This window comes from Lacihabitans sp. CS3-21 (genome assembly GCF_024343675.1).
Classification (GTDB): Bacteria; Bacteroidota; Bacteroidia; order Cytophagales; family Spirosomataceae; genus Leadbetterella.
This window is the reverse complement of sequence record NZ_RJUD01000009.1, coordinates 23744-44509: the sequence shown is the minus strand read 5'-3', so window position 1 is coordinate 44509 and position 20766 is coordinate 23744. Positions and strand designations below refer to the sequence as shown.

Below are 20766 nucleotides of genomic sequence, written 5' to 3'. Positions count from 1 at the left end.
ATTTTGTATCTCCATGAAAAGCACACAAAATTAAGTCTTTTGGTGCTTGTTTAATCAAAACGTAATGTTAAATTAATAATTGATTTTATAAACAATAAGTTCATTATATGTTATCTGCCATTCCTTCAAGACTTGATATAGTAACTTCGCATGAGCGAATCAAATCTTATATCAATCGTACCCCAGTTTTGTTTTCTGAAATAATCAACGAATTGTGTGGATGCCAAGTATTTTTTAAATGCGAAAACTTGCAAAAAATTGGAGCATTTAAGGCAAGAGGTGGATTAAATGCAGCCTTGAGTCTTGACAAAGAACTGATAGCAAATGGATTATGCACACATTCTTCTGGAAATCATGCTCAAGCCGTGGCATTGGCCGCTAAAATGCTACACACAAAAGCATATATTGTGATGCCCAACAATGCTCCAAAACCAAAAGTCAATGGCGTAATAAATCTTGGAGCTGAGTTGATTTTTTGTGAACCGACACTAGAGGCGAGGGAAAACGGTGTTAGAGAAATTATAGAAAAAACGGGGGCTCATTTCATTCATCCTTTTGACAATTATGACGTAATTGCTGGTCAAGCTACTGCCGCCAAAGAACTACTTGAAGAAAACCCAGACTTGGACAGCATCTTGGCTCCAGTTGGTGGTGGTGGTCTTTTGAGTGGAACGGGGCTTTCAGTAAAATATTTCTCAAATAAAGCCAAAGTTTACGCAGGAGAACCAGAAGGTGCTGCTGATGCCGTTTTGTCTTTCAGATCAGGAAAAGTAGAAAAAGCACCTTATATCAATACCATTGCAGATGGATTGCTGACTAACCTTTCGGACAAAACATTGGAAATTATAAAAAATACTGTGGAAGACATCTTGCTGGTGAATGATGAAGAAATCCTCACAGCTTTGAAGTTGGTTTTTAATAATCTTAAGATAATCATTGAGCCTTCATGTGCTGTACCTTTAGCAGCTCTCATCAAAAATAAGCATTTGTTTAAAAATCAGCAAGTTGGTATAATTCTCAGTGGTGGAAATGTGGATCTAAGCAAATTGACTTTTTAAATTTTCTCATCAGCGAAATGCTAAATTAAGCTAAAGTGAAAACTTAGATCTAAATTTTTGAATGAAAAGTTAATTATGAACAAAATCATAATCTGGTATACACTTAAGCTCTATTTTTGTAAAAAAAACGATTTATGAACAGCTTAGATTTAAAAGCAATGGTATTACAAACGCTTCAGTTCCTTGTAATCATCATGATCATCAGCTTTATTCTGGATGTGGGCTTCGAACGACTTAGCAATGAACCCTTTCTAAAATTGATTTCTGAATGGTTCAAAACGATATTTACGCTTAATAAAATGGGACTGTGGATAGTCATAACGATTGCCTACAGTTACTTTAGGGTTACAAAACTGAAAAAGTAATGAGATTGAAACACTGAAATGTGTTTTAAAACATTACTAAAAAAAAATAGCTCGAAACAATGTTCCGAGCCATTCCAATCTATTAAACCCTAATTATTATTGTGCCAACGTTGCAAATGTCTCTTGTTTCACAGGCATTATAGCCCACAATATCAAGTACATAAGCACTACAGGAACTGGTGTAAAGAAAGCACCAACTGCCAAAACTCTAACCAGTGTAACATCAATGTTGAAATATTCAGCCATACCGGCCATCACACCACCTAACATTGACTCGTTTCCTTTTACTCTAAATAGCTTTTTCATATTTGTATTTGTTTATTTTGTTTTGTTTGATGGTTCAAAATTAACATACGGCAAGGTACTATGTATAACAAAGTACATGAATGGATAGAAATAATGATGAGGTGTATTTTTTGATTATGGTTTCAGAAATTTATATTACAATACCTCTAAATGGAACGCTGATGACGGTCCGATAGCTATCGGAACAAGCAATGCTGAATTTCACGGATTGAGATTGAAGACACCATCGGCCTTAGCAAAGACCACTAACCAATTCACCAGTAAACCAGTAACTAATTTAACAATACACCAAAGCACTACTTCATATCCACAATAGTTACGCCCTGCCCACCACGGTCTGCGTGTTCGTCTGACATCTTTTTTACTGATTTATAATGCTTTAAGTGGGCCCTGACCAAGTTTCTAAGTATTCCATCGCCCTTGCCATGTACTATTCTTAACTGTGGATATCCTAAAAATATGGCATCGTCCATCAATAAATCCACCTCATGCAATGCCTCCTCCCCTCTTTTTCCACGAATATCGAGATTAAAACTGAAATTGACCATCTTCTCGTTGATGTCTATTCCTTTGAGGTTTTCTTTGGGCGTTTCTTTTACCGCAGATTTAAATTCCTTCTTCGAAACCTTCTCTAAACGATTAAGTTTGATATTGGATTTTAATTCACCCAAAGAGACCTCCGCATCCTTCCCATTTAAACTAACTACTTGCCCAAAAGTATCTTGACCAATGATTTTTACAAAATCACCTTGGGCTATTTTGCCATCGGCTTTTTGGAATATATCAGCAGTTTGTTTTTGAACTTGAGGTTTTTCGGGTTTGAGTTTTTCTTCCTTGAATTCCTCCAACATTTGCCTTACCACTTTGGTGGTTTCTTTCTCGGCTTTGTTTTCTTTAATTTCTCTTATCGTACTCTCTATCTGCTTGTTGGCATCTTTGAGCAATACTTTAGCACTTTCTTTAGCCTCGTTTAGAATTCGTTTTTTATCTGTATCCAAGAAATTTTTCAGGGCGTTGTACTGCTCAATCTTTTGTTTAAGTTCGGTTGTTTCCTTTTTGAGTAATGCATTGTGCTCCGCAAAAACTTTCTTTTCAATCTCCAATTCTTTGAGCAATTTCTCAAAATTCACCTGACTTTTACCCAACTTCCGTTTCGAATTCTCGATAATGTGCCTGGGTAAACCAATTTTTTGAGCCACTTCCAAGGCAAATGAACTACCCGGCTGACCCATTTCTAACTCATATAATGGATCTAAATGTGCGGCATCAAACTTCATGGCACCGTTTATCAATCCTTCATTCTTATCTGCAAAAATTTTGAGATTGGTATAGTGGGTATTTACAACCCCAAAAGCTCTGTTTTTTAATAAATTTTCCAAAATCGACTCCGCAATAGCTCCACCCAAACTTGGCTCTGTACCCGTTCCAAATTCGTCAATCAAAAACAGGGTATGTTTATCAGAATGAACCAAAAACTCACGCATATTGGTCAAATGTGAGCTATACGTACTGAGGTCATTCTCAATACTTTGCTCATCACCAATGTCTATAAAAACACTTTTGAAAATCCCAACTTTAGAATCGGGCGAAACTGGTACTAAAAGGCCACATTGGGCCATATATTGAATAAGTCCAATGGTCTTCAACATCACTGACTTCCCACCTGCGTTGGGCCCTGAAACTACCAATATTCTCTTTTCTGATTCTAAAACAACTCTTAATGGCACAATTGACTTGTTGACCTTTTTATGAGCTAAAAACAACAAAGGGTGAACGGCCTTAGTCCAATCAACAATGGTTTCGTTGAGCAACAAAGGACTAGTAGCATCAATTTTTTGAGCCAATTTCGCTTTTGCTCTTATAAAATCCATGAGTCCTAAAAAATGATAGGACTTTTCGAGATCGGCAATATGTGGTCTTAAAGCAGAAGTTAAACTCTCCAAAATACGAATAACTTCCCTTCGCTCCTTTATCTCTAAATCTCGGATTTCATTGTTAGCCTCCAAGACTTCCCCAGGCTCTACAAAAGCAATCTGCCCAGAGGTGGATTCGTCATGAACAAAACCTTGAAGTTTCCTCTTATGCTCGGCCAAAAGAGGCAAGACCAACCTGCCATTTCGATAAGCCAAACTCATGTCTTCACTAATCCAACCTGAGTTTTTGGCTGTTCTATAAATTCGCTCTAAAGTACGTTTTACATTATTTTGCTCTACAGAAAGCTTTCTTCTTATATCATAAAGTTCCTTGGAAGCATTATCTTTAACTTTTCCTTTTTCGTCAATTACACCTCCTATTTGTGCAATCAAACTACTCCAACCATCTTGTTTATCAGCAGGAAGTGTATTTTGCATCAATCCACGCAACTGCGAGTAACGACCTTCTTCTTTGTTTTTGAAAAAATGTATGATCTGTTGAATGGTTGTCAACGAAAGTTTGATATCAAAAAACTCCTCTTCGTCCAGATAAGAACCCTCCAAAGCCGCTCTTTTCAGAAAAGGAATAACATCTAAATAATTTTGATTCGGAAAAGAAGATTCCAATTGTAAAATCAATCTGAACTCGGCAGTTTGATCAATCATTCTCTTAATGATATCGAATCTATCCGAAAATCTGATTTTATCTACAAACGAACGGCCGAGAGAACTCACACATTCCTCCGCTACCAACGACCTGATTTTGTCAAAACCTAACTTAACCTCTATATTTTGGGGGTATAACATCCCTGAATGTTTAATGATTTTTCACAAAAGTACTACTATTTAGAATGGAAATAAAATCTGAATGTTTCACACCCAGAATAAATATACATTACTAGTTTTTGAATTTTCATTCATCTTTACAGACTTACTACAATCGAGATTGTTTTAAATTTTGGATAAATAAAAAATCCAGTAGGTGTATACATTTTAAATTCAGCAATAAGCCAATAAAAATAAAGAAAAGACTTATTTTTGAAGAATATTAATTCTCCTATTTTCTATTAAATGAAATATCTTTTTACGCTTACTTTTTTCGTTTTATTGATTTCTTGTAAAAACAAAAACCAGCTCTTTGAGAAGTTAAGTTCGGGTGATACAAATATTGATTTTGCGAACAAAATCACCGAAAATGAAATTGATAATGTACTAAACTACGAATACTTCTATAATGGTGGTGGCGTTGCTTCCGCAGACTTTAACAACGATGGCTTGCAAGACCTCTACTACACTGCCAATCAAGGCACAGACAAGATTTATATCAACATAGGCGAACTAAAATTTGAGGACATCACCGAAAAAAGCGGCATAAAATACAACGGTGAGTGGAAAACTGGGGTAAGCGTGGTAGATATAAACAACGACGGCTATCAAGACATTTATGTTTCTGTTTCTGCCAATATTGACAATCCAGAATTACGAGGGAACAAACTCTACATCAACAACAAAAACCTCACTTTTACTGACAAAGCCGCTGAATACGGACTGGATTTGAAAACCTACAGCACCCAGGCCGCTTTTTTTGATTATGACAAAGACGGTGATTTGGACGTTTACCTGCTCAACCACAACGTGAAAGATTTTAAGCGATTCGATGTACAAGCAGTTCACTTCATGCGAGATTCTCTAGCTGGTGATCGACTTATGCAAAATAATCAAGGAAAATTTGTCGATGTAAGTATAGCAGCGGGCATAAAAGGTAATCCAATAGGCTTTGGTCTAGGTATACATACCGCCGACCTAAACAACGATGGTTGGACGGATATTTATGTTTCGAATGATTATCTGGAGGAAGATTATCTATATATCAACAACAAAAATGGAACTTTCACAGACGAAATAAAATCTAAAACCAATCATACGAGCTATTTCTCGATGGGAAATGAAGTTGGTGATATAAATAACGACCTATTGCCCGACATCATAACCACAGATATGCTTCCGGAAGACAACAAAAGACAGAAATTGCTCTTCGGACCAGAAAAATATGAAGCTTATTTATCGATGCTTAAAAATGGCATCCAGCCCTCGTTTATGAGAAATATGTTGCAGCTAAACAATGGCGACGGGACTTTCAGCGAAATAGGCCAGCTGGCTGGCTTATCCAATACGGATTGGTCTTGGTCAGTGCTTTTTGCAGATTATGACAATGATGGCTACAAAGATGTTTTTGTGTCAAATGGCTACCTCCGTGACTACACCAATATGGATTTTATGAAGTATTATGCCGACGAAGGGCAGCAATCTGGCATAAACATTATGGAGGTTATCAAAAAAATGCCGTCGACTAAAACGCCTAATTATATTTTTAAAAATAACAAAAACCTGACTTTTACAAACAAACAAAAAGACTGGGGTTTTGAAGATGCCGTTATCACCAATGGCACCATTTCGGTGGATTTGGACAACGATGGAGATTTGGAAATTGTAACCAACAATCTCAACGAGGAATCGTTTGTTTACAAAAACCTCAGCACCGAAAATAAGTTGGGAAATTACCTAAGCGTCAGCTGTTCCGATTCCAGAAAGACTGGTGCAAAATTCTATCTTTATGCTCAAAATCTCCAACAATTTCAAGAATTCACACCCATACATGGCTACCAAAGCAGCAGCCATTCCAACTTGATTTTTGGACTAGGTGACCTAAATAAGATTGATAGTTTAGTCATAGTTTGGCCTGATGGGAAAGTGCAAAAACAAACGAACATTACGTCTAATCAAACGCTAAAAATAAACTATCGTCCAAACAAAACCTCCTTTTCAATTGATTCAGAACCAGCGTATTTCAGTGAAATTAATGCCTTAAATTTCACTCACAATCAAATGCCGCTCAACGATTTTTCAAGACAAATCTTGATGCCACAAATGTATTCCTATCAAGGACCTAGAATTACAAAAGGCGATGTAAATGGCGACGGGCTAGAAGATGTTTTCATTGGAAGCGGCAAAGGATTTTCTTCAGAATTATTCCTACAATTGGCTAATGGTAGTTTCTCCAAAAAAGAGCAAACCGTATTCAAACAAGACGAACTTTGTACCGATACCGATGCTGTATTTTTGGATATTGAAAAAGATGGTGACCTCGATTTGATAGTAAGCAGTGGCGGTTATGAATACCTCCCGAATGATTTAATGCTTCAAAACCGTGTTTATATCAACGACGGAAAAGGAAATTTCTCTAAATCATTTGATGCACTGGTAGATACACCTTATGCCGACACCAGCATAGAGACCATCGACTTTGACAAAGACGGCGACTTCGACCTCGTGGTGGGTGGCTCCGTTGTTCCATGGAATTTTCCCATTTCTAACCCAAGCAGACTTTATAGAAATGATGCTGGTAAATTCACAAAAGTAGATGACCCGATATTCAACAATTTGGGTATTGTTACTGACATCACCAGCACCGATTTCAACAAAGATGGCTGGCCAGATTTGGTAATTGTGGGAGAATGGACTGGGATTCAGATATTACAAAATAACAATGGGATTTTTTCATTACTTGATAATGAAACCTCAAAATTAGTAGGTGCTTGGTCAAGTGTTAAAGCGGGTGATTTTGATAAAGATGGTGATGAGGACCTCATTGTAGGCAATTTAGGAGTTAACTCCCAACTAAAAGCCAGCACCACCGAACCAGTTAGCCTTTTTTATCAAGATTTTGACGATAATGGCAAAATTGACCCTATTCTCGCCTATTATACACAAGGTAAAAATTACCCAGCTTACAGCCGTGATGAAATCTCAGATCAAATAGTTAGCCTTAAAAAGAAATACATAAGCCACGAAGCTTATTCTACCGCCACGATAGACGAAGTCTTGGCAGAATTTAAAAATAAAGACATAAAAAAACTAGAAATAACAACCTTGGAATCCGTATATCTCAAGAATGACAAAGGCACTTTCACAATACAGACCTTGCCTATCCAAGCCCAGTTTGCACCCATTTATGCGATCGAAAACACAGATATCAATGGAGATGGTTTTCTAGATTTGATTTTAGGAGGAAACCAATCTAAGGGCCGAGTAAGACTCGGAAATATTGATGCCAATTATGTGCAAGTTTTTATAAATGACAAAAAAGGTAATTTTAATTATCAGTCGAGTTTGGGTGTAAAAGGCGACGTCAGGGGGTTAAAAATGATAAATAATCAATTAATTGTGGCAATTAACAACCAACAAGCCAAGGCTTTTAAAAAGAACATTACAATATAAAAACAAAACCTTTTTTTGTGTGCTTGAACATTATTCAAGTTATCTAAGCATGTTAAAACCTTGATTGTGTTTAAAAAAGCTAACTTAAATAAATAGGACAATCAATATTCGAAAAATAATAAATTATCAATATCGAGCATTTGAAAAAATAGCATACTTTTATTTAATAATTAAACCCTAAAAACCTTACATGAAAAACTACTTACTTTTCTTCTGTCTTTTTGCTTTTTCTCTTTCAAGTTTTGGTCAAAAAAAAACTAAGGCAAGCGGCCCCATTTTACAACAGATTGAGGTCAATAATTTTGATGCCGATTTCTATAAAGGTTTAAAATGGCGTAACATAGGACCCTTCCGAGGTGGAAGAAGCGTTACCGCCACAGGTGTCAAACAAAACCCCTTGGTTTATTATTTTGGCAGCACAGGAGGTGGCATTTGGAAGACGGAAGATGCAGGTATTTCATGGAAAAACATTTCAGATGGGCAAATAAAAACTGGCTCAGTAGGCGTTATTTCGGTTGCTGAATCCGATCCAAACGTTTTATATGTGGGTATGGGTGAACATGCGGTTCGAGGTGTGATGACTTCTCATGGTGATGGAATTTACAAATCTACTGATGCAGGAAAAACCTGGAAAAATATAGGCTTAACCCCAACCAAACATATTTCGGCAGTCAGAATTCATCCACAGAATCCCGATGAAGTATTTGTGGCTGCACAGGGTGCACTTCATGGGCCCAACGAAGATAGAGGTGTTTATAAAACAACCGATGGAGGTAAAACCTGGAAAAAGGTTTTTTATGTCAATGCTAACACGGGTTGTGCAGATTTAAGCATGGACATGAACAATCCTAGAATTCTTTATGCATCGATGTGGGAGCACCGTAGATACCCATGGAAAGTAGAAAGCGGTGGAGCGGGTTGTGCAATTTACAAATCTGACGATGGTGGTGAAACATGGAAAAAATTAAGCGATGGATTGCCTAAAACCTTTGGTAAATCTGCCATCTCTGTGTCTAGAGCGAACTCTAATCGGGTCTTTGCAAATATTGAAGCGGAAGGAGATAAAGCAGGAGTTTATAGAAGCGATGACGCTGGCAAAACTTGGACCCAAACTTCTAAACAAAGAATTACTATTGCTAGAGCTTGGTATTATATCGAAATTTTTGCTGACCCCATCAACCCTGAGGTGGTGTATGTGATGAATGCACCATTTTTAAAGTCAATTGATGGAGGTCGAAATTTTGCACCTGTCGCTGTTCCCCATGGAGACAATCATGATGTTTGGATAAATCCAAACAACAATCAAAACATGATAAATGCCAACGATGGAGGGGCCAATATCTCTTTTAATGGTGGAAAAAGTTGGAGTTCGCAACAAAATCAACCTACTGCACAATTTTATAGGGTCATTACAGATAAAAAATTCCCCTATACTGTTTATGGCGGCCAGCAAGACAACACCTCTTTGGGGGTTAGTTCAAGGACTACCAGTGGTGGAATAGGATGGCAAGATTGGTTTATTGGCCCAGGCTGTGAGTCTGCCTTTATTTCTTTTGACAATCCAGCCGACCCACAATATATTTATGGTGGATGCTATCAAGGAAATATTGAAGTATTGGACATAAAAACTGGAACTACAAAAGATGTAATGGCATATCCACATATTGGTTTGGGAGTAAAACCCAATACCCAAAAATATAGATTTAATTGGAATGCTCCCATTGTAGCTTCCCCTTTTCAAAATGGCACCATTTATCACGGGGGTAATGTGGTATTAAAAAGTAGTGACAACGGAATATCTTGGAAAGAAATAAGTGGTGATTTAACCAGAAATGAAAAAAGCAAGCAAGAGGACGGAGGAGGCCCATATACAAGTGAAGGGGCTGGAGGTGAAGTGTACAATACCTTGCAGTACATTGCTGTTTCCCCTCATAAACCAGGAGTGTTGTGGACTGGTAGCGACTGCGGTCTTGTACATTTAACTCAAGATGATGGTAAAAGCTGGCAAAACGTTACGCCAAAAGATCTGGAAGAATGCCTGATACATAGCATAGAGGTCTCGCCTCACAGTGCCTCCACAGCATACATTGTAGCCACGAAATACAGATTTAATGACTTCACACCAATCATTTATCGAACCACAGACTTTGGACAAACCTGGACAAAAATCGTAAAGGGAATTGAAACCAACGATTTTGCCAAAGTGGTTCGTGAAGACCAAAAAATAAAAGGACTTTTGTATTGTGGTACTGAGCTTGGGTTTTATGTATCTTTCAATGATGGCGACAATTGGCAGAAGTTGCAATTAAACTTGCCTGTAGTACCAATCACAGACTTAGCCATACAAGATAATGATTTAATAGCTGCAACTGCTGGTAGAGCTTTTTGGATTTTAGATGATTTATCGCCAATTCAACAAGCGGGAAGTTTAGACAAAAATTCGAAAACACGAATCTTCAAGCCTAAGAATACCGTAAAACTCGACGCACCGGCTATTCCAGAACCAATACCAGGATTGGGACAAAACCCTTCGACTGGCGTAATTTTAGATTATTTCCTTACTGAAAACATGGATAGCTCGAAAGTGGTAATAGAAATAACAGATTTGAGTGGAAAGACTTTAAGAACTTTGGACAATCAAAAGGATAAATTATTTGTAAAATATGAAGGCGGACCAGCCGAAAAGCAAGTTATTCCAAGCAAAAAAGGCTTGAATAGAACATTCTGGGATTTAAGAAAGGAAAGTGTAGTTGGAATCAGTAAAGTATTCGTAAATGGTGATTACAGAGGCTCATTGGTTGCTCCTAATACTTTCAAAATTAAGTTAATAGCGGGAAAAGACACTTCTTTGACCGAAGCTATAGTACTACCTGATCCAAGATTAAAAGCTACAGCTGCTGATTTTGAAGCACAAGAAAAATTCCTCTTACAAATTGAGTCAAATGTTGCAGAAATTCATCAATCGGTGATAAATATGCGAAAAGTCAAAGCTCAACTAGAAAGCTATATGACACTGTTGAAAGAGAAAAAAGAATTCACGGAAATATTAGACCAAGGAAAGGAAATTTTGAAAAAAATTAATGATTGGGAGAATAATGTAATATCATCAAAACAAGAGACTTTTCAGGATGTCATTAATTTTCCTAATAGACTTAATGCAGAATTTTTAGATTTAAAATCTCGTGCGGATAGTCACAATCCAGCTTTAACCCTCGGAACAAAGACAAGATTGGATGATCTACAGAATGAATGGAAGAAGCAAAAGGATAGCCTGGATAAAATAATTAAAGAGGAGATAGTAAGGTTTAATGATTTGTACAAACAAAAAGCCTTGCCAGCATTAATCATCGAAAAATAAAACATTTTATGAATTATTGGTTCTTAGACCGTTTAATATCAATGAAAATAAATTTCTGTATAATTTTTTTTGTAGCCTTTTCTTTTGGATTAAATGCTAGGGCAGGCTGGTTATCCAATGAAGATTTTTTTTATATTTCAAAAGAAAAAGACTCCTTACTCTTATCCAAAGAGCAGTTTAGAACTGAAATGAAAACAGAATTAGAAAATATTTTATCTTATTGGATAAGAAATTCTATTGACCAAGAAAACGGAGGCTTTATAGGAAAAATAGATGGCAATGATGTGAAATACCCAAAAGCAGACAAAGGCTTGGTTCTGAATAGCAGAATCTTATGGACTTTTTCAGCGGCTTTTATCCATAATCCAAAGCCCGAGTACAAAATGATGGCCCAAAGAGCCTATTCATATTTAATGAAATATTTCTGGGATAAGAAAAATGGAGGTGGCTATTGGTCGGTGGATTATCTTGGAAACCCAAAGGAGAAACACAAGCAGATATATGGCCAAGGTTTTATGCTTTATGGGCTTTCGGAATATTACCGAGCATTTGGCGATAAGGCCGCTCTAAACTCTGCCATCGAACTCTTCAAACTCATAGAAAAACATGGATTTGACAAAAAAAATGGGGGTTATTTTGAAGTTGCAACAGAAAATTGGCAGCTGACTGATGACAAAGTGATAACACAAGGTAAAACAGATCAAAAAAAATCAATGAATACCCACCTGCACATCATTGAGCCTTATACCAATCTTTACAGAGTTTGGAAAGATCCTTTTTTGAAAAAACAATTGCATGGTCTGCTAAGCAATTTTACTGATAGAATCATAGATAAAAATACCCAAACACAAATACTTTTTCTAACCGATGACTGGCAGGCTAGGTCCGAAATTATTTCTTATGGACACGACATAGAGGCTTCTTGGTTGTTATTGGAAACTGCCGAAATATTACACGACGAGACTTGGATAATGAGAATAAAACCTTTTTCTATTGGCCTAAGCAACTCCGCTCAAAAGGGAATTGACACCGATGGTGGCATGTACTATGAAATAGATGGGAAGCACCTAAAAACGCAAAAAGATTGGTGGCCACAAGCTGAAGCCATGGTTGGATTTTATAACAGTTATCAAATCTCTAAAGACCTAAGATATTATCAGCAGTCCTTAAAATCTTGGAATTTCATAAAGAAAAGACTTCTTTCGCCTACTGGTGAATGGTATTGGGGTATTAATTCAGAAAACAAGGCACTCACCAATATGGATAAAATCGGAATGTGGAAATGCCCTTACCACAACGCAAGGGCATGTATGGAAATGATTAGACGCTTGGAATAAAAGACATTAATTCAGTTTCACCGCAGTACCTGAGGCCGAAACCATCAGCATTCCACCGTTTTTACCCACAGTTTCGTAGTCAAGGTCGATACCCACTATGGCATCTGCTCCATATCTGCGAGCACGATCAATCATTTCAGACATGGCGGTATCCTTAGCCTCTCTAAGCACTCGTTCATAAGATCCTGATCTGCCACCTACGATGTCTCTGATACCCGCTAAAAAATCTTTGAAAATGTTGGCTCCGATAATAGTTTCGCCTGTAACGATGGCCTTATATTCCACAATAGTACGGCCTTCAATGCTGGGAGTAGTAGTAAGTAACATGCTTATATTTTGTTTTTTTGTTCAAAAATAGAGGCAACTTTGATTATGATGCTATAAAAAATTTATGATTGGCTATTTTGATATTACAGATGGCGAAAAAGGCTGAATCACCTCATTTTTGCTCTCTTAGCCAAGAAAGAAGACAGTATTTGGTCAAAGCCTTGTTCGATATCTACTTCTATATAATCAATTTTGTACTGGCCACACTTAATTTTAAGCTCGTGATGAAAATCCTCCAAAACAGCCATGTATTTTTCCTTAACTTGAGAAGGCTGAATCTTTACTTTTTCGCCAGATTCTAAGTCCACAAATTCATAAGGCCTTTCCTCAAAATCAAAGTCTAACTCTGTTTTTTTGTCGGTAACATGAAATAACAAAACCTCATGTTTATTGTGCTTGAGGTGCTGCATGGCCGAAAAAATCTTGTCCATATCGTCCATGTTTTCAAACATATCGCTGAGAATAACCACCAATGACCTGGTATGTATTTTGTCTGCAATTTCATGTAATGTTTCAACAACTGAAGTTTTTTGCAAATCGTGCTTACGATTTAAGACTTTTTCCAATTCTTGATAAATCTTCATGATGTGTGTAGTCGTAGACTTGCACTCCGTGTGTGTTTCAATTTTATCAGAAAATGTAACCAAACTTACAGCATCACGTTGACGTTGAAGCATATTGGCCAATGTTCCAGCTGCCAACACTGAGAAGTTGAGCTTACCATTATTCTTGATTGGATAATACATCGACGAGGAAACATCTAATAAAAGATGACATCTGAGATTGGTTTCTTCTTCGAAACGCTTTACAAAAAGTTTGTCTGTTTTTCCAAAAACCTTCCAATCTATGTGTCGGGTACTTTCGCCAGAATTGTACAATCTATGCTCAGCAAACTCCACAGAAAACCCATGAAATGGTGATTTGTGAAGGCCTGTAATAAATCCTTCTACCAGTTGTTTCGACAAAAAATCTAAGTTGCCGTATTCTCTTATTTTAGATAAATCTAATTTCTGCATTTAATTCTTCTTTTTCTTGGCCGAGGTTTCGGGCAAATAAGGCACAATCAATTGTATGCTATCTTTCGCAAAGAGCTCTTGAAAATTATCTTCGGTACTTCCGTCCCTAAATAACATGATTTCTCCGTCAATTCCTACTACTTTCGCATTGACATTCATGATTCCTTTCTGAAGAAGTCCAATTGTTTTGGCAGCTTCGTAAGACAAGTCTAAAACTCTTCCTTTTGTGAAAGGGCCCCGGTCATTTACTCTTACTACTACCCATTGTTTGGTTATGGGGTTCTCCACCTCAATCATAGTACCAAAGGGAAAAAACTTATGTGCACAAGTAAAATCCCTATTGTTTAAGCGTTCACCGCTGGCAGTTCTTCTTCCACTAAATTTTTTCCCATAATATGAGCTCTTACCTTTAAATTCCTTTCCAATTTCAACCTTTTGTGCTAGTAAATTTACCGTTAAAAGCAATAAAAAAAAAGTGAATGAAATGTACTTTAGAATACTATTTTTCCTCAAATCCATATTTGCAAAAAGAATAGATTTATTTAGATTTTTTTGTTCTATCCCGATACTTTTAAACAATCTTACCCACAAAGTACAAATTTTTATTCATTTATTTATGTTTTTTCGACCAGAATGAGACTATTTTTAGTTGATTTTTTTTTATTTAAGCCAATAAAAACCTATTTTTGGAAATCAAACAACCCATAATAAAACTACAAGTGGAAAGAGAAGAGCAAGAGAAGATTTTTTCAAAGAGAATCAAGGCAGGAAAAAGAACGTATTTTTTTGATGTAAGAGCTACTCGCTCCAACGATTACTACCTGACTGTAACAGAAAGCCGCAGATTTCAAAAAGATGGCGAGTTTGTGTTCGAAAAAAGTAAATTATTTATTTACAAAGAAGACTTTGATAAAGTAGTAGAAGCACTACAAGAAACTGTAGATCATATAAAGTCAGAATTGATGCCTCATGTAGATTTTTCTCAATTTAGAAATTCAGAAGAAGATCATTTTGACAGACCCAAGAAAAATGATGACGATTTGCTCAGTTCCAATTTCAAGTGGGATTAAAGCATTTGCCCATTCTCGATAATGATATTCCCTTTTTGTTTCCTTTTTGCGAAGTTTACCATCGCAATGGCAACTGATTTAGCCTGAATAGCTTTATAGTTTTTTGGAATTGCCCACGAAAATAGCTTCATCACAGCCTGACCTATACGCTCACCTGTTCTAACCTCTGATCTTTCACCTAATAACATGGATGGTCTGAAAATACCAAGACTATCAAAATTGATGTTTTTTAAGGCATTTTCTACGTCGCCTTTGACATTATTATAGAAAATTTTAGATTGTGGATTTGATCCCATGGCAGTAACGATGGCAAATTGCTCCACCCCTTTTTCTTTAGCTATTTTGGCTGTCAATAAAGGATATTCATAGTCCACTTTCCTGAAAGCTTCTTTGCTTCCTGCCTTTTTTATGGTTGTACCTAAGCAACAAAAAACTACCTCTTGCTTTTCAAATAATGCTGCTGGTAAAGTTCCAAAGTCAACCTCCACTTCAAGCACTTTAGAACTAACCAGATTTGTCTTTTTCCTGACCAAAGCAGTGATTTTAGTAAAAGACTGGTCTTTTTCAAGAAGTTTTAACAATTCAGAACCAATAAGTCCAGTTGAACCTACTACGATAGCTTTCATAATATTTTATGATTTTAATATGGCTAGAACCTCATCCAAAAACTCTCTTGAATTGCTCAGACGGGGCACTTTGTGCTGACCACCCAATTTCCCTCTACTTTCCATCCATTTATAAAAAACCCCAGTTTCTACAAAATGTACCAGCGGTTTCACCAATGCAATATCATTCTGGCGTTTGGCATCATAGTCTGAATTTACTTCTCTCAATTTCTTGTCCAAAATCTCAACGAAGCGTTCCTGATTCTCTGGAATTTTAGAGCATTCAATTATCCATTCATGCCCACCTTTAGTGTCGCTCTCCATATAAATTGGGCCAGCTGTGTACTCTTTTAAATCTACTTGGGCATCTTTAGCAGCTTCTGTAAGAGCCTGATCAGCATTTTCTACCATCAGCTCTTCTCCAAATGCATTGATAAAATGCTTGGTACGACCTGTAATTTTTATTCTGAATGGATATTTTGAGGTAAACTTAACCGTATCTCCGATCTTGTACCTCCACAAACCGCCATTGGTAGAAATTACCATCGCATAACTTTTCTCCAATTCTACCTCGTCTAATGTGAGCGATTTTGGAAATTCATTCTCCCATTCTTCTACAGGAAGAAACTCATAGAATACACCATAATCTAACATCAATAGCATTTGATCTTGCAATGCAAAATCATCCTGAATAGCAAAAAAACCTTCAGAAGCATTATAACTTTCAAAATAATTAACTTTGTTGCTTGGAAAAAGCCTGTCACTAAATAATGACCTATAAGGCGTAAAGGAAACCGCTCCGTGAAAGAAAACTTCAAAATTAGGCCAAACTTCCAGGGCATTTTTTGCACCCATACGTTCTATGATACTTTCAATTAATACCACAGTCCATGTTGGCACACCTGCTATTCCTGTTACATTTTCTTTGGAACAAATGTCAATCATAAGTCCCATTTTATCCTCCCATTTCTCTAATAAGGCGACCTCTGGAGGTGGACTCCGGAACATCTCAGCCCATTTGGGCATATTTCGGGTAATTATTGCAGAAATATCACCCGTCATGGCAGGCGTATTGAAGGGATTTGGATGGAGTGAACCTCCGATAGATACACTTTTCCCTTCAAACAGTTGCGAATCTATTTTATTATCAAAATAAAGGGTAAGCAAATCCTTACCTCCTCTGTAATTACATTCTTCGAGTGATTCTTCAGAAACAGGGATAAACTTGCTACGGGCATTTGTAGTACCCGAAGATTTAGAGAACCAGTTGATTTCTGAAGGCCAAATAATATTCTTTTCTCCTCTCATTACCCGCTCAATCCATGGATAATGCTCTTCATAAGTTACTACTGGCACCCTTTCCTGAAAATCTTTGATAGAAGTGATGCTCGAAAAACTATATTTTAGACCAAATTCAGTAAACTTGGCTCGGTCAATCAAACTAAAAAACTGCTCACTCTGGGTCTCCACCGGGTACATTTTAAAATGCTCGATACGAGACTTGCGTCTTTTGATAAAAAATCCTACTACTTCTGTAATTAAGCTCAAAATAAAACTTATTTTTTGATGTATTTTATGGCTCTATTTGGATAATCTGTAATTAATCCATCACATCCATAGGCATATATTTTGTCCATTTCTGCTTCTGTATTTACCGTCCATGGTATCACTTTTATTCCAAGACTATGCAAATACTCCACCTTTGCATGAGACAAAACACTGAAATTTGGACTCCAAATATCGGGTTTAAATCCGAGTTTTTCAAGATTGAAATCAATTTCGTTATTATCTTCGGGTTCGATAAGCACAGAAATACTGTATTTTTTTGTATTCTCTCGTCTCAAATCTAAATATCGCAAGACATTAAAATCAAAGCTTTGAAGAGTAAATTTACTGATATTCAAAGCATTACCTATTTCCAACAATAATAAATCAACAAATTCTTCAGCAGCCGGTTGTGTTTTATGATATTCATCAGCAAGGCTTTTTATTTCTATATTGTAAGAAACTGGCCGGCTATTTCGAGTGGATTGATAATCAGAAACGACTTGAAAAACCTCAGAAAGAAGCGGTTTATGTGATTTTACTTTATACTGTTCCGGAAAATTAGGATTTCCTTTTTGACCTACATCATACTTTTTGATTTCATCATAGTCCATCTCAAACAAATTAGTTTCTTGATGGGATTTTAATAATTTCCCTTTTGGAGCTGTGGAAATTTCCGGATTAAAATGAGGCTCATGAGAAACCACCAATTTTCGATCTTTCGAAACCACCACATCGAGTTCTAAAGTATCAACCCCTAAATCAATGGCTTTTATAAATCCAGCAATGGTATTTTCAGGCAAAAGACCTCTGCAACCTCTATGACCTTGTATCTCAAATTGTCTCGGAATGGCATCCATAATTAGGAAGTGTTATTAAAGGCTTACCTAAAACCTAAAATCCAACTTCACACCTCCATTGAAGTTTCTGGGTGGAGATGGATTGTAAAACCGATTACCGAAGGCATTGAAATCATAACCAGAAGAATAATCTTCATCGAAAAGATTGTCTATTCCGGCATAAACTTTCAAACCAACTTTGCCAAAGTTTTGAGAAAATCCACCACGAATTTGTGACAAAATCACATCCTCAGAAAATACAGCATTAACGTCATTCAAAGGCATTTTCGATAGATAATTCATATCATAATTTATAAAAAAGCCCTTTTGTTGAATAATATCCAATTTCAAAAAACCATTATACTTTGACACGCCAGGCAAATCTTTATTGCTAAAATCATTTGTGCCAGATGTGAACTCTTTATAAATGAAATCGTTATAAACTAAATTTAAACCTAAGTTAGCCTCCTTTATAAATTTAGTGGTGTTGGTTCTAACCAATCCAAAATTGTTAGAAAATTCAATTCCGTTTTGCAATATAGCTCCGGTGTTTAAAAAGTACTCATTTCCTCCAGCTGTAAGATTTCTTACTAAGCCATTTTTAATGTTTTGCTGAAAAAATACAAGCTCAGCGTTCCAAAATCTAGTCGAAACATGCTTAAAACCGAGTTCTTTATTAAGTCCTTTTTCTGCCTTTAACAATTCAAAATTAGGTGAATTTTGAACTGAAGAAACCAATTCTTGTGCGGTTGGAGATGAAAAGCCATTGCTAAAATTTATAAAAATAGAATTTTTATCACCAAAACTTTTCAATAAGGCTATTCTTGGAGAAAAAGGCACAACAGGTTTATCAGAAATATCAATTTTACTAACCGAAGCCAAAATCGGTATTCTTAAAAAATCATATTTTTGGGCATTTAGACTAATGCCAGAGGTTAAAATAAAATCATTGGGTAGCGTCCATTGACCTTGCAAAAAGACGGAATTTTGACTTGACCCTATCTCATCGGTGTACCTAGCCGCTGCTTTTTCTCCAAAATTATTATCAAACACATCGAAAGTAGAAAAAGTCTGTAAGCCTTCAGAACCTAACCAAAGCTTAGCTTGATTAAACTTTTTGGACAAAACCAAACGATAACCTTCTGTATGCTCTTTTCTTTGTTCGTAATTGGTAATGAAAGGATTCTCTAAGCTGTTCGCGGTAAAAAAAATAGCTGAATTTAAAGCCCAATTATTTTTCAAATCCCATTGATCTGAAACTCCAAAAACGCCAATTTTTTGTCTGATTCCAGCCTTTTGCTCTGCAGCACCAGGAGTTGCTGGCGTCTTTGGCCTTGCAGCTTTTCGATTGGCTTCCATTTGGGCTAAGGTTAATCCGCCTGGGGTAAGATAATCTATATCTGAAAGTAGTCCAAAGAAGCTAATGGTATGTTTTGCTAGAAAGAAAGTATTACTTATGTTAAGTGTCTTTCTGTCCAATGCTGAATGGTCTCTGTAGCCTTCAGAATTATTACTGGAAAAATTCAAAAACAAGTTGTTTTTAGAACTACCGTTTTGATAGGAAATCAAGGTATTTCTTGTACCAAAACTACCAACATGAATGGCCGAACTTATATGATGACCCGGCAAAGCATTTTTTGTTTGGAGACTAATAACACCGCCAATACCTGCCCCGTAGATACTTCCTGACGGACCTTTCAGTATTTCAATATTCCCTATACTGTTGATATCCAACTGATTGAAATAGCTTTGACCATTTCCATCAGAAATCGGTATGTTGTTCCAATAGACTTTTACGTTTCTTACCCCAAAAGGTGAACGCAAAGAACTACCTCTTATAGCAATTCTATAACTTCCTGGTGAACGTTCCTCGAGCCTAACGCCAGCCTGAGCATTTAATACCTCTACAGGATTCGTATTACCAAATCTTTCTATTTCTTTGAAAGAAATTTTGTTTACCGAAGCTCCTGTTTTTAATATACTTTGATTGGTTTCAAATCCCTTAACCACCGTTTCATCAAGCAAAATCGTGGAGTCTGCTTGTGAATAGACATCTAAAAAACTTAAAAATAAAAAAGCATAGCCGATTATTTTGCTGTATGCTTTTCCCATTCTTTATAGCTAAGATTATATTGATCTAAAACATCCTGCGGTACACCGTCCCATTTGTTGGGGGTATTGCCCATGTAACCAAGGTCTTTCACACCCATTTCTGATGTAAAAAAACCTGTGGCCGTAAGATTTCTCATTAAATTAAAAAAGCTTACGCCTTGCGAATGCTCCTTTTTGGCTTTGTTGGGAAACGCCACCAAATCCACTACTTTAAGCCTATCAGCTGCACTGAGAGCGACAAACTTTTTAGAAAACATCTTTTTTGATTCATTGTCTAACCACATTAAACCACCTCTCATAGGCGTTTGGTGGTGTGGCATGTCCTTCACAATGAACTCAATAAACGCGGGTACTCCCGCTTGGCTTGCACTGCCTGATGTTTTATCTGCTGGGATAATAATATCTGCCAAAACTGTAATGGCGGCCATTTCTGCTGCCGTAAAAAACTTGGCGGCTTTTAGCTTATTATCGTGTATTATTTCGTCACGAAGCTTGCCATTTTGTGCCTCAGGTATTTCTTTAACTGGGGTGGCTTTTGGCTTTACTTGCCCGATAGCTTCTCCACTAACTATCACACCAGCAGTACCTAATCCAATATTCTTTAAAATATCTCTCCTATTCATTTTTTAATGTTTTT

The 20766-nt window shown here is 36.7% G+C and carries 16 protein-coding genes; 6 read left to right on the top strand and 10 right to left on the bottom strand.

The genetic code is table 11. From position 1 onward, the window contains the following. Window positions 1-107: 107 nt before the first annotated feature. Together EGI24_RS07685 and EGI24_RS07680 are read left to right on the top strand one after the other, a co-directional pair. A complete protein-coding gene (locus EGI24_RS07685; protein ID WP_255047781.1) occupies window positions 108-1058 on the top strand; it encodes a threonine/serine dehydratase in 951 nt (316 codons plus the stop codon). A gap of 134 nt (window positions 1059-1192) precedes the next feature. Then, window positions 1193-1423: a hypothetical protein gene (locus EGI24_RS07680; protein ID WP_255047780.1), complete on the top strand. Its 231-nt coding sequence runs from the start codon at window positions 1193-1195 to the stop codon at window positions 1421-1423. A gap of 96 nt (window positions 1424-1519) precedes the next feature. Here the strand turns inward: EGI24_RS07680 and EGI24_RS07675 are convergent, their stop codons facing one another. Then, window positions 1520-1729 (bottom strand): PspC domain-containing protein, encoded by a 210-nt coding sequence (locus tag EGI24_RS07675; RefSeq protein WP_255047779.1) that lies wholly within the window; start codon window positions 1727-1729, stop codon window positions 1520-1522. A 296-nt stretch (window positions 1730-2025) separates the two neighbouring features. Further along, window positions 2026-4449: an endonuclease MutS2 gene (locus EGI24_RS07670; RefSeq protein ID WP_255047778.1), complete on the bottom strand. Its 2424-nt coding sequence runs from the start codon at window positions 4447-4449 to the stop codon at window positions 2026-2028. Window positions 4450-4713: 264 nt separating this feature from the next. Here EGI24_RS07670 and EGI24_RS07665 point away from each other — a divergent pair, with 264 nt between their 5' ends. The 3 genes from EGI24_RS07665 to EGI24_RS07655 all read left to right on the top strand — a co-directional run bounded on the left by EGI24_RS07665 (window position 4714) and on the right by EGI24_RS07655 (window position 12615). Further along, window positions 4714-7920, top strand: coding sequence for a VCBS repeat-containing protein (locus EGI24_RS07665; protein WP_255047777.1), 3207 nt, complete (start codon window positions 4714-4716; stop codon window positions 7918-7920). A 190-nt stretch (window positions 7921-8110) separates the two neighbouring features. Continuing rightward, on the top strand, window positions 8111-11278 hold the full coding sequence (locus EGI24_RS07660) for a VPS10 domain-containing protein (RefSeq protein ID WP_255047776.1): 3168 nt from the start codon (window positions 8111-8113) through the stop codon (window positions 11276-11278). Between the two features lie 41 nt (window positions 11279-11319). Beyond that, the gene (locus EGI24_RS07655; protein WP_255047774.1) at window positions 11320-12615 is read left to right on the top strand and encodes an AGE family epimerase/isomerase; all 1296 of its coding nucleotides are present in this window, start codon (window positions 11320-11322) and stop codon (window positions 12613-12615) included. A 6-nt stretch (window positions 12616-12621) separates the two neighbouring features. Here EGI24_RS07655 and EGI24_RS07650 read toward each other — a convergent pair whose 3' ends face one another. The 3 genes from EGI24_RS07650 to EGI24_RS07640 all read right to left on the bottom strand — a co-directional run bounded on the left by EGI24_RS07650 (window position 12622) and on the right by EGI24_RS07640 (window position 14477). Further along, window positions 12622-12942 carry a heavy metal-binding domain-containing protein gene (locus EGI24_RS07650; RefSeq protein ID WP_255047773.1) on the bottom strand — a complete coding sequence of 107 codons (321 nt, stop codon included), beginning with the start codon at window positions 12940-12942 and terminating at the stop codon, window positions 12622-12624. A 107-nt stretch (window positions 12943-13049) separates the two neighbouring features. Beyond that, window positions 13050-13958 (bottom strand): DUF58 domain-containing protein, encoded by a 909-nt coding sequence (locus EGI24_RS07645; protein ID WP_255047772.1) that lies wholly within the window; start codon window positions 13956-13958, stop codon window positions 13050-13052. Further along, window positions 13959-14477, bottom strand: a complete 519-nt coding sequence (locus tag EGI24_RS07640) for a septal ring lytic transglycosylase RlpA family protein (protein WP_255047771.1) — start codon at window positions 14475-14477, stop codon at window positions 13959-13961. Between the two features lie 200 nt (window positions 14478-14677). On the opposite strand from EGI24_RS07640, the gene EGI24_RS07635 reads away from it, so the two are divergent. Continuing rightward, complete coding sequence (locus EGI24_RS07635; RefSeq protein ID WP_255047860.1) at window positions 14678-15028, top strand: DUF3276 family protein; 351 nt, start codon at window positions 14678-14680, stop codon at window positions 15026-15028. Here the strand turns inward: EGI24_RS07635 and EGI24_RS07630 are convergent. Genes EGI24_RS07630 through EGI24_RS07610 form a run of 5 tightly spaced genes read right to left on the bottom strand, consistent with a single transcriptional unit; the run spans window position 15025 to window position 20752 of the window. Beyond that, window positions 15025-15654 (bottom strand): oxidoreductase, encoded by a 630-nt coding sequence (locus tag EGI24_RS07630; protein WP_255047770.1) that lies wholly within the window; start codon window positions 15652-15654, stop codon window positions 15025-15027. The two genes, EGI24_RS07635 and EGI24_RS07630, sit on opposite strands and share 4 nt — an antisense overlap. A gap of 6 nt (window positions 15655-15660) precedes the next feature. Then, the gene (locus EGI24_RS07625; RefSeq protein ID WP_255047769.1) at window positions 15661-17181 is read right to left on the bottom strand and encodes a GH3 auxin-responsive promoter family protein; all 1521 of its coding nucleotides are present in this window, start codon (window positions 17179-17181) and stop codon (window positions 15661-15663) included. Between the two features lie 8 nt (window positions 17182-17189). Next, complete coding sequence (locus EGI24_RS07620; protein ID WP_255047768.1) at window positions 17190-18038, bottom strand: glycerophosphodiester phosphodiesterase family protein; 849 nt, start codon at window positions 18036-18038, stop codon at window positions 17190-17192. A gap of 27 nt (window positions 18039-18065) precedes the next feature. After that, window positions 18066-20129, bottom strand: coding sequence for a TonB-dependent receptor (locus tag EGI24_RS07615; RefSeq protein WP_255047767.1), 2064 nt, complete (start codon window positions 20127-20129; stop codon window positions 18066-18068). Beyond that, complete coding sequence (locus tag EGI24_RS07610) at window positions 20105-20752, bottom strand: gluconate 2-dehydrogenase subunit 3 family protein (RefSeq protein WP_255047766.1); 648 nt, start codon at window positions 20750-20752, stop codon at window positions 20105-20107. Before EGI24_RS07610 ends, EGI24_RS07615 begins: the two co-directional genes overlap by 25 nt. Window positions 20753-20766: the final 14 nt, after the last annotated feature.

Excerpts from the sequence above, each read along its gene's own strand:
- EGI24_RS07655 (WP_255047774.1), top strand. The coding sequence starts at position 11,320 with ATGAAAATAAATTTCTGTATAATTTTTTTTGTAGCCTTTTCTTTTGGA.
- EGI24_RS07645 (WP_255047772.1), bottom strand. The coding sequence starts at position 13,958 with ATGCAGAAATTAGATTTATCTAAAATAAGAGAATACGGCAACTTAGAT.
- EGI24_RS07640 (WP_255047771.1), bottom strand. The coding sequence starts at position 14,477 with ATGGATTTGAGGAAAAATAGTATTCTAAAGTACATTTCATTCACTTTT.
- EGI24_RS07620 (WP_255047768.1), bottom strand. The coding sequence starts at position 18,038 with ATGGATGCCATTCCGAGACAATTTGAGATACAAGGTCATAGAGGTTGC.
- EGI24_RS07670 (WP_255047778.1), bottom strand. The coding sequence starts at position 4,449 with ATGTTATACCCCCAAAATATAGAGGTTAAGTTAGGTTTTGACAAAATC.
- EGI24_RS07660 (WP_255047776.1), top strand. The coding sequence starts at position 8,111 with ATGAAAAACTACTTACTTTTCTTCTGTCTTTTTGCTTTTTCTCTTTCA.
- EGI24_RS07680 (WP_255047780.1), top strand. The coding sequence starts at position 1,193 with ATGAACAGCTTAGATTTAAAAGCAATGGTATTACAAACGCTTCAGTTC.
- EGI24_RS07685 (WP_255047781.1), top strand. The coding sequence starts at position 108 with ATGTTATCTGCCATTCCTTCAAGACTTGATATAGTAACTTCGCATGAG.
- EGI24_RS07615 (WP_255047767.1), bottom strand. The coding sequence starts at position 20,129 with ATGGGAAAAGCATACAGCAAAATAATCGGCTATGCTTTTTTATTTTTA.
- EGI24_RS07675 (WP_255047779.1), bottom strand. The coding sequence starts at position 1,729 with ATGAAAAAGCTATTTAGAGTAAAAGGAAACGAGTCAATGTTAGGTGGT.
- EGI24_RS07610 (WP_255047766.1), bottom strand. The coding sequence starts at position 20,752 with ATGAATAGGAGAGATATTTTAAAGAATATTGGATTAGGTACTGCTGGT.
- EGI24_RS07650 (WP_255047773.1), bottom strand. The coding sequence starts at position 12,942 with ATGTTACTTACTACTACTCCCAGCATTGAAGGCCGTACTATTGTGGAA.
- EGI24_RS07665 (WP_255047777.1), top strand. The coding sequence starts at position 4,714 with ATGAAATATCTTTTTACGCTTACTTTTTTCGTTTTATTGATTTCTTGT.
- EGI24_RS07630 (WP_255047770.1), bottom strand. The coding sequence starts at position 15,654 with ATGAAAGCTATCGTAGTAGGTTCAACTGGACTTATTGGTTCTGAATTG.